The organism is Pseudarthrobacter sp. IC2-21 (assembly GCF_034048115.1).
GTDB classification, from domain to species: domain Bacteria; phylum Actinomycetota; class Actinomycetes; order Actinomycetales; family Micrococcaceae; genus Arthrobacter; species Arthrobacter naphthalenicus.
Genome location: NZ_CP139145.1, coordinates 88,369 through 100,759, shown reverse-complemented (window position 1 = coordinate 100,759; position 12,391 = coordinate 88,369). Strand labels below are relative to the sequence as shown.

Annotated in this window: 6 protein-coding genes; 4 read left to right on the top strand and 2 right to left on the bottom strand. The window is 61.2% G+C overall.

Annotated elements, in window-relative coordinates:
* The first annotated feature begins 118 nt into the window (after nucleotides 1-118).
* A complete protein-coding gene (locus SBP01_RS00455; protein WP_320537098.1) occupies nucleotides 119-2,290 on the top strand; it encodes a glycogen debranching N-terminal domain-containing protein in 2,172 nt (723 codons plus the stop codon).
* Nucleotides 2,291-2,347: 57 nt separating this feature from the next.
* Here the strand turns inward: SBP01_RS00455 and SBP01_RS00450 are convergent, their stop codons facing one another.
* Entirely contained in the window at nucleotides 2,348-3,946 is a 1,599-nt protein-coding gene (locus SBP01_RS00450; RefSeq protein ID WP_320537097.1) for a helix-turn-helix domain-containing protein, read from the bottom strand.
* 157 nt (nucleotides 3,947-4,103) lie between these two features.
* On the opposite strand from SBP01_RS00450, the gene SBP01_RS00445 reads away from it, so the two are divergent.
* The 3 genes from SBP01_RS00445 to SBP01_RS00435 all read left to right on the top strand — a co-directional run bounded on the left by SBP01_RS00445 (nucleotide 4,104) and on the right by SBP01_RS00435 (nucleotide 9,756).
* Nucleotides 4,104-6,158 carry a hydantoinase/oxoprolinase family protein gene (locus tag SBP01_RS00445; protein WP_320537096.1) on the top strand — a complete coding sequence of 685 codons (2,055 nt, stop codon included), beginning with the start codon at nucleotides 4,104-4,106 and terminating at the stop codon, nucleotides 6,156-6,158.
* 2 nt (nucleotides 6,159-6,160) lie between these two features.
* Nucleotides 6,161-8,167 carry a hydantoinase B/oxoprolinase family protein gene (locus tag SBP01_RS00440; RefSeq protein WP_320537095.1) on the top strand — a complete coding sequence of 669 codons (2,007 nt, stop codon included), beginning with the start codon at nucleotides 6,161-6,163 and terminating at the stop codon, nucleotides 8,165-8,167.
* A gap of 317 nt (nucleotides 8,168-8,484) precedes the next feature.
* Nucleotides 8,485-9,756, top strand: coding sequence for a permease (locus tag SBP01_RS00435; RefSeq protein ID WP_320537094.1), 1,272 nt, complete (start codon nucleotides 8,485-8,487; stop codon nucleotides 9,754-9,756).
* Between the two features lie 133 nt (nucleotides 9,757-9,889).
* On the opposite strand, the gene SBP01_RS00430 is transcribed toward SBP01_RS00435, so the two are convergent.
* Entirely contained in the window at nucleotides 9,890-10,999 is a 1,110-nt protein-coding gene (locus SBP01_RS00430) for an amidohydrolase (protein ID WP_414004250.1), read from the bottom strand.
* Between the last annotated feature and the right edge of the window lie 1,392 nt (nucleotides 11,000-12,391).

Genomic DNA, 12,391 nt, shown 5'->3' with positions numbered 1-12,391 from the left:
CCGGAACTGTGGCGTCGGGGAGAAAGCGAGAGTAGCGTCGGTTGCATCATTTGGCGGCGACCGGAGTGACTTGAGGGGCCAAGGCGCGCTGGTGCCAGTGTGTCTTGAAGGGGCGGGGATGGCGGGGTGGAATGCTGACACTGCGGCCGGGCCGTTAGGTTCCGGGGCGGTGACTTTGGTGGAAGGATCTTCTTTCTGTATTTCGTTGCCGAACGGGGACATCCGTCCGGAACATCCGCACGGTCTCTTCGTCTTGGATAGCAGGGTCCTGTCGGGCTGGTGCCTGACCATTAACGGCCAGCCGCTGGAGGCCCTCGCCGCGGAAACGAAGGAGCCCTATCGGGCGCTCTTTGCCGGCCGTGCCCCCCGCCTGGACGGGTACGCCGACAGCCCGCTGATCGTTGAGCGTCTGCGCGAAGTTGGTTCGGGCCTCCGTGAGCAGATCACGGTCCGCAATTACTCCTTGGAACCGGCCGAATGCGTGATCTCGGTGCGCATTGAGGCGGACTTCGCGGACCTTTTCGAGGTCAAAGAGGCACGGATACAACGACTTTGGGAGCAAACCCGCCAAGTAGCGGACGACGCACTAAGTATCCGGGCGCTCTGGCAGAAGGTACGGAAGGGCGTCGTGATCCAGGCCCCACGAGCCGAGATCACGTCCGAAGCGCTAACGTACCGTGCATCGGTCGCGCCGCACGGGCAGTGGAGCACCATCCTCACCGTCGTTCCCGGCACGGGCGAGGCCGGTGCCGCGGTGGCCTTCGTCCATGCGGATGGAGAAGGAGTGTCCCCGCAGGATCGGCGCCGGGAGGAGTGGGTGGCTAGAATCCCGCTGCTGCAGATGGGCAACCGATCGATCGAACGGACTTTGCGGCGCAGCTACGATGACCTGGGCGCCCTGCGGATTGAAGACCGGGAGCATCCGGACCGGGTGGTGGTGGCAGCCGGAGCGCCCTGGTTCATGACCCTTTTCGGCCGGGATTCGCTGTGGGCCTCGGAAATGGCTCTACCCGTGGATCCGTCCCTGGCGCTGGGCACGCTTCAGACCCTGGCGGACCGCCAGGGTGCCGTCGTGGATCCGATGACGGAGGAGGAGCCGGGCAAGATCCTGCATGAGGTACGGCTCGATGTCTCCAGCGGACTAGCGCTGGGCGGCAAGTCCGCCTACTACGGCAGCGTCGATGCCACGCCGCTATTCGTGATGGTGCTCGGATCGGTCAGCCGTTGGGGTTTTGCCGCGGAGACTATCGCTGCGCTGCTGCCGCACGCGGACCGTGCGCTGGCGTGGATCCGGGACTATGGCGACAAGGACGGCGACGGATTCGTCGAGTATGAGCGGCTCAACAGCCAAGGCCTGATCAACCAGGGTTGGAAGGACTCATGGGACGGGATTAATTTCGCCGACGGCAGGATGGCCGAGCCGCCAATCGCGCTCTGCGAGGTGCAGGCCTACGTGTATGTCGCGTATCAGTCGCGTGCCTCGATGGCGTACGACGCCGGCGACACGGCCCTGGGAGATGAGCTCGCCGGCCGGGCGGTGCAATTGAAGAAGCGGTTTAACGAGCAGTTCTGGATTCCCGAGCGCGGGTATTACGCCATCGCCCTGGACCGCGACAAGCAGCCGGTCGACGCGTGCGCGTCCAACATGGGCCACTGCCTCTGGCTGGGCCTCATCGATGAAGACAAGGCGCCCTTGGTAGTCGAACGGCTGATGTCCCCGGAAATGTTCAGCGGCTGGGGCGTGCGGACCCTGGCGACGGACATGGGCGCCTACAACCCGGCCAGCTACCACAACGGATCGGTCTGGCCGCATGACAATGCAATCATCGCCGCCGGGCTGCTGCGCTATGGGTTCGTGGAGCAGGCCCAGCGGATCGCCACGGCGCTGCTCGAGGCGGCCGAATACTCCGGCGGCCGCCTGCCCGAGCTCTTCTGCGGCTTCGGCCGGGACCAGTTCACGGCGCCCGTGCCCTATCCAACGGCGTGCTCACCGCAGGCCTGGGCGGCGACCACCCCGATCCTGCTGGTGACAAGCCTGATGCGCTACGACACCCACGTCTCCCGTGGCGGTTTTTGGATGGATCCGGTCCTCCCGGAATCCTACGGCGACCTCCACATCACCAACGCGCCCCTGGCCGGCGGCCGGATCACCATCGACATCGCCAATGCCGTCCCCACCGTCCAGGGGCTGCCCGAAGGGATGACATTCCACAGAGGGCACCGCCCTTGGTTTACAGAACTGGTAGAGCAGGCCGCCCGGCACCCGGAAAGCGATGTGCCGCCTCGCTGACTGGCTGGAGGCTCTGCTTAGTCCGCTTCCACGGCAGCCGCGCGCAGGTTGCGTGTTCTACGGATTGCCCGGCTCGTTCCAGGTCTGGCTCAAAGCAACTACGTCGTCGTGAAAGGCAAGGTAAAGGTTGGCAATTATCCGTGGACTCGATAGTGACCCGCCGACCAGAGTTTCAACTTTCTTCAACCGGTATCGGACGGTGTTCGGGTGAACGAACAACACACCAGCGACCTTCGCTACGTCCAGATCGTTCACCAGGTAGCAGATGACCGTCTGCTTCAGTTCGCTGTCGGCATGAAGTGCTTCAACAAATAGATTTAGCTTGTCCTTATCTTGTGGTGACTGCCGACGGGCCAGGAGCCATGTGGCTGGATCCACGTCGTCCAGCCGGACGATCCCCTTGTAGATCCCGGAGCCGGTCCTTGTCGCCGCTTGGATTTGTCTGCGGGCGATGCCTGCCGCTGCCTCTGCTTCCCGGAATGCCTCGGGGGTCCTGGCAAGGTCAGAATACGGCTCAGAAAGGCCGACGAATACTGAACTGTCCGTCAACTCCAGCCAGGCGTCCAAGGCTGATGAGTTCGAAACCACAGCATGAAAGCCCGGGGGGCTCTCGGGAGTTCGCCCATTCTCCGCGAGCAATAGTCCCAGACCACTGGCTTCGGCGCGTCGCAATAGTTGTTCCGAAAAGGAAGGGTCCATTGGCTCTTGGGCGAGATTCGCGGCGACCACGGCCCGGAGGGGCTCGTAGGGTGTAAAGCGGAACGCACGCATACGCTCCCAGTGCCTGAATTCGCGGGCCACGGGCACGCCGTCCTGCAGCAGGGTCAGCAATTGCGTGTTTTCGTGCCGTTGTCTCGAATCTGAGAACTGAGCGATTCCATTCACTGCCGCAAGGAGTCGCTGCGTCGTTTCCAGCAGTAGGTCTCCGAGATCCTTCAGTACGCGGTGATTCCTACTGGCCACTGCAATGACAAAGCCATCCCCTCGAAGTACCAGTGGCCGGGCCATGACTCCCCACTGTCCTATCACCAGAATCTCAGAACTGTTATTGCCTTTACGCAGCTCTTTCCAGATCAAGTGGGTCGGCCCGTCCCCGGAGGATTCGACGATTCGTCCGGAATCTTCGTATAGCACCGCTGTACCCCGGCATGCCATCGCGAGCCTGACAATGAGGGCGTGGACGGGGTTCTCAGCAGAGATGCTTTGCAGCAGATCATTGCTGAGCCAGAGCGCCCGCTTTTGAAGGTAGGCGTCAGGAGAGGCCTGGGACTGGTTAATAAAGTTCTCGATCCGGTGGAAGGGAACGTCGTGTGCCACCGTGTACAGAGGGAACCCGGCCTGTTTGCAAGCCGCGACCAGCATCGCAGGGACCTGGTCAAAGTAGACCCCAATCCCGAAAAACAGGGCCGCTACGCGGGCCTTCCGCAGATCTTCGACGAGTCTCACGGCCAGCAGTTCATCCCGTTCCGCGTTCACAAACCTCAGCCCGGTAGTGAGCAGCACAGTGTTCGGCTCCAACCAGCCCGCCGGATTATGGATGTCACTTGTGTGCGCTCCCGTGATGACAGCGTCCGGGCTACCCGGGACCAGAGGAGCCAAACCCAACGGAGCCTCTGACACCACGTCATGAAGTCTGACGACAGACTTATCGGGCATCCCGACTCCTAACTTCGACGTAACGGAGCGCCGGACTGAAGGGTGATTGTAATTTTCACAATGATTTCCGTCTCTTAATTTTAGTTTCGCCAGTGACAGAGATTCACGTCACAGCGGATGGTTGTTGCTACCCAATCAGCTTCCTGGAGGAACATAGATGTCTAATCTCAGAGTCGCCGTCGACGTCGGGGGAACATTTACCGACGTCTGCATTTTCGATGAAGAAACACAGCGCATGCGTGTCACCAAGGTCCCATCGACACCAGCTGACCCCATGCTGGCGATATTGAACGGAGTGGAACGCGCCGAGATTAATCTGGCTGACGTGTCGCTGTTCTCACACGGCACCACGGTAGCAACAAACGCCCTGATTACCCGCAACTTTCCCCCCGCAGCCATGGTCACGACCAAGGGATTCAGGGACGTCATCGAGATCCGGGACGGCACCAAAGACGACCTGTGGGACGCATACAACGATGTGACCGGCCCTTACATCCGCCGCCGCGACAGGTTCGAGGTGACCGAACGTATTGATTACGCCGGAAACATCGTTGCTCCCCTGGACGAAGAAGAAGCCCGCCGTCTCGCCGCGGTCCTGCGTAAGCGCGGTGTCACAACCATTGCCGTCTGCTTCATCAACTCCTACGCCAACGCCGAGCACGAAATCCGGATGCGGAAAATCCTGGAAGAGGAACTTCCGGAAGCCACGGTTTCCACCTCGGCCGAGATCCTGCCCGAAATCTTCGAGCACGACCGCTTCAACACCGCCGTTTCCAACGCCGTGCTGGGACCACTGGTGTCCGGCTACGTCAGCCGCCTCGCCGACGAGCTCAAAACCGGCGGTTACGACGGCGACCTGCTGCTCCTGCACTCCGGCGGCGGTTCGATGACCCCCCGCATGGTCAAGCGCTACCCCGTGCGCCTCGCAGCGTCCGGCATCGCCGCCGGCGCGATCGCAGCCAAGCACATTGCCCAGCAGTGTGGCTTCGACAACGCCGTGAGCCTGGACATGGGCGGCACGTCTACCGACATTGCTCTGGTCTCCGACGGTGAACTCCGCATCACCAAGGAATGGCAGGTTGAATACGGCCACCCCATCGTTTTCCCCAGCATCGAGGTTCTCACCATCGGCGCCGGCGGCGGCTCGATTGCGCACATTGACATTGCCGGTTCCCTGAGGAACGGCCCGCAGTCCGCGGGCGCCGATCCGGGGCCCGCCTGCTACAACATGGGCGGCGAAGAGCCGACCAACTGCGACGCCAACGTGGTCTTGAACAGGCTTGGATCCACCCTGGCCGGTGGAGCGAAGACGCTGGACCGCGGGCTCTCGCAGGCCGTGATCAAGCGTGCCATCGCTGAACCGCTGGACATGAGCGAAGCCGAGGCTGCCCACGCCATCCTCCAGGTCGCGAACGCCAACATGGCCGACGCCGTCCGCCTGATCTCCATCCGCCGCGGCTACGACCCCCGCGACTTCGCGCTGCTCGCCTTCGGTGGCGCCGGCGCCCTGCACGGCGTCGAGGTGGCCAGGGAACTGAACATTCCCACGGTCGTCGTTCCGCCCAACCCCGGTGTCACGTCCGCATTGGGCTGCCTCCTGGTGGACATCAGGCACGACCTGTCCGCAATGTATACGGCGGTTGCCGCCCACGCCGATCCTGAAGACCTCGAGAGCAAATACAAGGCCCTCGAAACGGAAGCCACCGCACGGCTCCGCCACGAAGGCGTATCCGCGGAAAACTCGATCCTGCAACGGATCATCTCCATGCGCTATCAGGGACAATGGCGATCGCTGGCCGTGAACATGGGAACCGGCGACGGTGCTCTCGAAGAAGCCATCCAGAGCTTCCACCAGCAGCACGAACGCGAATTTGCGTTCCGCCAGGATGACCAGCCCGTGGAAATCTACCAGCTGCAGCTCTCCGCAATCGGCAAGACGCCCAAGCCCTCCTTCGCGCCGGCGACCAAACGGGTCTCCGGGCCCGGCGAGCCCGATTCAGTACGGCCCGTGTACTTCGGTGAGGACGGCTGGGTCGATACGCCCGTCTACGACCGCACCAAACTCGGGGCAGGCACGACCTTCCAGGGTCCCGCCATCATCGACCAGCTCGACTCAACAACAGTCGTCCCGCCGCGCACCACCGCCGAAATCGACGAGTGGCTCAACATTCGGATTCACCTCACAGAGTTCAAAGACGAGCAGGAAGCCTAATCATGACCGACGTGATCACCATCCCAGATCTCCATGTCGCCCACACCGATGCGCGGCAGGCATCAGGCCTTGACCCCGTGACATTCGAGGTGCTGAAAAACGCCTTCGTCACCAGCGTTGACCTGATGAGCGAGCAGATCCTGAGGACCTGCTACTCCTTCGTCATCTACTCCCGTGACTTCTCCTCCGCCCTCTGTGACGCCAACGGAAACACCGTCATGCAGGGCAGCGGCGACATCGCCGTCCACGTCGGTACCCTGCACTTCCAGTGCAAAGCCGTCATTGAAGAATTCGGAAAAGACATACACCCCGGCGATGTGTTCGCCATCAACGACCCCTACCGCGGCGGTACGCACTTCAACGACGTCAGCTTCATCCGGCCGATCTTCTCGGACGGGGAGGTAATCGCCTTCGCCCAGAACAAGGGCCACTGGGCTGACATCGGCGGCAACGTTCCAGGTTCATTCGACGTCAATGCCAAGGAACATTTCGGCGAAGGCCTGCGCATCACCCCTGTCCGGATCTGGAGCAAGGGCGTCTTCCTGCACGACGTCGCCCAGCTCCTCGTATCCAACACCCGCGCGCCCCGACAGGCGATGGGTGACTTGCAGGCCCAATCCGAAGCGACCGCCGTGTGCGAGCGGGAAGTCCTCAGACTGGTGGACAAGTACTCCAAATCGACGGTTGTCGCCGCGATGCAGGAAACCCAGGATTACGTGGAACGGATCGTCCTGCGCCGACTGGAATCCCTGCCGCAAGGAGTGTGGGAGACCACCGACTACATCGACTTCGACCCGGGCAAGGGCGAGGGCCTGGTGCCCATCAAAATCAAACTAACGCTGGACGGCAAGGGCATCCACTACGACCTGACCGGTTCCGCTCCCGCCGTGGAAACCTTCCTTAACTCCGGTTACGGCACCACCCACTCGGCTATCTACGCCGGCACCAAGACGTTCTTCCCGGACGTTCCGCTGAACTCTGGCTTCTATGCCGCCGTCGATGCGGAAATCGGGCCAGAGGGCACCGTGGTCAATGCCGGTTGGCCCTATGCGGTCACCGGGTTCTGCTCCGGTCCCTACGAAAAGCTGATGAACGGGATCTTCGAGCTGTGGTCCCGGATCATGCCTGAACGCGCCATGGCCTGCGCCTTCAACCTCGAGTACCTCCTGGTCGGTGGCCGCGACGGCCGCACCGACGACAACCCCTACTTCATGTGGTACGACTGGATGGCCGGCGGCTGGGGAGGCCGAGCCTCCAAGGACGGCGCCAGCGCCACTGCCCCGGTTTTCGGACCCGGCCTGGCGGTCCAGCCCATCGAAGGTCAGGAGCGGCTGTCACCGGTCCTGACCACCGTGCACCAGATCGGCACCGACTCCGGCGGCCCCGGTCGATTCCGAGGCGGCCTCGGCATCGAAAAGGGCGGCACCCTCGTCGACGCGACGAAGACCGTGATGAGCTACTGCTGCGACCGTGCACGCTCCATCACGTGGGGCATCGAAGGCGGCCTGCCGTCGATCCCACACGGTGTCTGGATGAACAAGGGCACCGATCAGGAAGAGTTCCTCGGGTCCAACTTCTCAGCCGTTCCGCTGCACTCCGGAGATTCCTTTACCCGCCCGTCCGCTGGTGGTGGCGGCTACGGCGACCCCCTGGAACGCCCCTTCGACGAAGTCCTCGAAGACGTCATCGACCAGTACGTGTCGATCGAACGCGCAGCGAAGGACTACGGCGTCATCATCCGCGAGATCGATCGTGACATGGACCAGTTCGAGATCGATCAAGCAGCCAGCCTGGAGCTGCGCCAGCAGATCCGTGCCGACCGGCCAGGGTGGCTCACCGCCGATCCCGTCGCAGTGGCCGAGAAGTACCGCGCCGGAGAGGTGGACATGCTCGATGTGATCCGCCGCCACGGCGTCATCCTGGACTGGGGCACCGGAGAACTGTTCCCGGAGACCACCTCAGAGTTCCGCAAGAGCATGGAAAAGCGTTCGTCGTCCCACTGGCACTAAACACATTCTGACCAACACCGGGTCCGCCGGCGCTGATCGCGTCGGCGGACCCGTCATCTTCATTGCCCTGCAATCGCGACAGATCCGTGACCACGGTGAGGGAAGCAACTCAATCTGGCAGGGAACTAACGCCGGCTCGAACCGCGGAGGAGCCAGGATGGCTCCTCCCGAAACGATCTACGGCCAAGCATCCTCCCCCAGGCTTCTTCAAAGATTTGAAAGGTGCAAAATTGTCATACTCAAATTACGTTCTACCCGTCACGGAGCGTGCCGGAAGATGGTCGCTCACGATGGCCTGGTGGGCAGTATTCTCCGCTATGTTCTGGATCTACGTCGCGGTGGCTTCAGCAGGAGCAGTGGGCGTCGTAAACACACTGATCGGAATGGCGCTCACCGTTGTCACTTACGGTGCCATCAACCTGGTGCTCTCGCGCTATGCCGCGCGGACAGGGCTCACGGTCAGCCTCTTCTCCCGTACGCTCTTCGGCCTTGTCGGTTCGGCACTGGCATCGCTGATCTTCGCAGCAACCGCCATCTACTACGCAGTGTTCGAAGGGTCCATCATCGCCATCGCGTTCCACGAGTACTTTGGTGGAAGTATCGTCATCTGGTACGGCATCGTCGTGCTCTACGCCATACCACTAGCCCTGGGGGGCGTGCAGAACTGGCTGGACAAACTCAACGGTGTCCTACTCCCGCTCTACGTAGCTGGTCTGATTGCGGTGGTCGTCGCCGCTACTCTCATCCGGGGAGTACCCACAGACTGGATTGGCCAGGCCGCCGTCTCATCAGCACTGCCAGGCTGGCTCACTTCGTACCTTATCTACATGGGCGTCTACATCATGATGATGTACACCTTTGACTATGCCCGGCTGGGACGAAAGCAAGACGAAAAATTCCTGGGGACGGTGACATTTGGATGGGTCTTCTACGCATTCACATTCGGCCTGAACGGGCTCGTTGGCATCTACATCATGAGTGCATGGCGAATTGAAGCCTCGGAAACCGGCGTCGTCCAAGCGTTTATCTCATCGCTCGGACTGGCCGGCCTGCTCATCATTCTCATCTCACAGACCCGCATCAATACCGCCAACTACTTCCTGGCATCCGAAAACCTCTCGGCCTTTGCAAGCCGGGTATTTAGGCTCAACCTGCCCCGCTATGTATGGGTAATCGTCTGCGGCGCACTAGCCTTTCTACTCATGCTCACGGACGTTCTGAGCTACCTACTCAAAGCCCTGGCCTGGCAGGGCGTATTCGTAACAGCCTGGGTTGCCATCGCGCTGGTATTCATCGGACTGAACAGGAAAACACAAAATCTTGTCCCCGATATTCGCCCGGCCAATCTCAAAGCGGTCAGCCCCGGAGCAATAGCCTGGGTATTCGCTTCAGCAACCGGAATTGGACTCACTGAGCAAACAGCGTGGCCCGTAGTTTCCCAGCTCACGCCCCTGATCACCATGGCCCTGGCGGCAGGCGTCTATTACGGCGCCTATAAGCTCTCCCCGCCGCGTCTAATCAGTTCAGCATATACAAGCGACCGATCCGATGAAGAGTTGGATCCTGCCCTTTCGCATCCCGCCAGCTGAGGCCATATCGCTAGCACGTGCGGCCGAACTCCATCGGACAAAGTGGTCCGATGGAGTTCGCCCACGAACACATTTACTTTGTCTCTGCCTGCACTTCGTCCGGGTACTCATGGGGTACCTTCGCGGTGAGAGTTTAGCGGCGGTATGCCGCTTTGAGAAAGCGTTCTCTTTCGGCGGGGGTCGTTGCTGCGCCGGCGATTGTCCACGCCAGAGCGGTTGCTGCCTCGAACATCACGCTGTATGCCTCAGGGGAATCGGCAAATACTGCGAACTCGTGAGAGTGAATTGGCACATTTGCCCCGGGGATGCTCAGCCAGGGGTGCAGGGTGGGAATTACCTGGGAGACGTTGCCCATATCGGTTGACCCTCCACTCATCCCGGCGGACGTAGACGTGTCCTTACCGAACGTGTACATCGCGTCAGTCCAGTGTGCAGCCAGGGCATTGTCCTGGAGTAACGGCTCATATGCCGGTTCGGTGGCCTCAATAATTAGTGTTGTTCCGGTGGCCATGGCGGCACCTTCGAAACATCCGCGGACGCGTTCAAGCAGGGCATCATATTCACTCAATGTGAATGCCCGGCACTCAAACTCGACCACCGCCCGTTCCGGGATGATGTTCGTGGCATGACCCGCCTCAGCTACAAATAGAGCTATTCGGTGGTCTCCCGGTATCTGCTGACGCAATAACCCGACCGCGACTTGGCTTAGCACGGCAGCATCTGCAGCGTTTACGCCCAGATGGGGGGCTGCTGCCGCATGTGCGGCTCTTCCAATGAACGTCGCCCGGTACCTGCCCATCGCCTGGGCGCTGGTACCTGCCGGGTTATAGGTCACCCCATCCTGGACAGGATGAACCATCAGGGCGAGGCTGATCCCGTCAAATGCCCCACGTTCAAGAAGAAGCGCTTTGCCGCCACCGCTTTCCTCAGCGGGGGTGCCAATGGCCTTCAGTGTGATGCCGAGCTCATCCACATAGGGCCTGAGGGCAAGGGCAGCCCCGACTGACGCGCCAGCAATAAGGTTGTGCCCGCACGCATGTCCAATGTTTGGAAGCGCGTCGTATTCCACGCACAGCGCCACCTTCAGGGAACCGCTTCCGGCAGTAGCTGTAAAAGCTGTCGAAAGACCACCGGTGCCCCGCTCGACGATGAAGCCGCCTTCCGCCAACAGCGCCGCTGCCGCCTCCGACGAGCGGACCTCCTCGAATGCCACCTCAGCGTGGGAATAAATTTCGTGGGCCATGGCCTGAACCCGCGGCTTCCACTCCTTGACGCCCTCTGCGAGGGCAGTGCGCAGGCTTACCATAACGGTTGCCGTGCCTCCTGGTTCCATGAGTATCGCCCGCTGAGCAGGACCTAAACGAGTCGGGCCTGGTGCTCGAGAAGCCCAAACATCCGACGTTCAAGTGGCCTCGCTGAAGTGACGACCCTAGTCGTTCCTGAGCCCTGTGAGGGCAGTGCCACGGGGTCAGGCGGATAGTGCAGGAGCTGCTCACCGGAGGAAGCAGAGCATTGCACTACCAGGTTCAAGTGACCCGGCACGAACCCGGGCCTCCAAGATTTGCACGCAGTCACTCCTGGACTGGAGGGAACGTATCCGGGTCCATCTCAACCCTGCTTGAAGGACTCTATCAAGGACCCGGGAAAGCCAAGACGGCTGTTTTGGCGATCAGTACAGACAAAAGCAGAAGTTTTGACGAACTGTACGGTGACTCAAGTTAAGGCCTTCCCTACGATCATGGGACAGCCTGATTCTCCACCCCGCATTCACGCTCAGGCCTATTGTCAGGACCACGCCGAAAAAAGGGGCATCCGTGCTGCAGCTTCAGGTGAACCGCTCGAACGGTTCAACCATCAACGCAAGAACAGGGCACCACGCGCCTTGTAGTGGCTGGTGGGGCCCCGAGAGTGCTCCCCTGCCCATCCGTTACCTCCAGCAAGGAGAACTCATGCCACCGCTGCACGGCTCCCAGACTGTATGGACCCTCGTTCGCTCCGCGCCACCGCTAACAAAAGCGGACTCCCAAAGCACTCAGTCCTGATGTTCGAAGGCTCGCCGCCGCGCCTTCCATTCATAAATCTAGAGAAGAGAAAAGGTAATGAAAAGCAGGATCCTCGTTCAGAGCAAGAACACCTCCCGGCGCCTCCAGTCCCCTGAAGAGTCGCCTGGTCCTTCCCCGTCGGATGCCGGTGTCCAGCAGTCCGGGTGGGTAAGCTCAGCAAGTCAGCAGGAGCACTCCAACCGGTGGCCAGTCGACTCGACGCACAGAAGCTCACACAAAAGTCAGAACCGACAGTAAAACTGCCCCGGTCCTCCACGAGATGTGCGGGACCGCGCATGCAGAACCAGCGTTCAACACCTTGTTGTATCGCCGCTGGCTCGGTTTGATCTACGTAGTAGCGGCCGCTGAATCAGAGATACGGCGACGAGCATTAGGGGTGCTCCGGTGCGACGAGCTGCGTACCCAAGTGCCTTAGCGGCGGGAATGACACCGTGGTCAGGCCGTAGTGGGGCGTGATAAAAGGTTCCGATCGTTTACTGGGAAAGAATGATGACGCTCACCAGGCCTAGGCCTGTCCTTCCGGGCATCCGGCTACACCACGGAAGTCAGCAGAGGGCTGCGGCGACGATGAC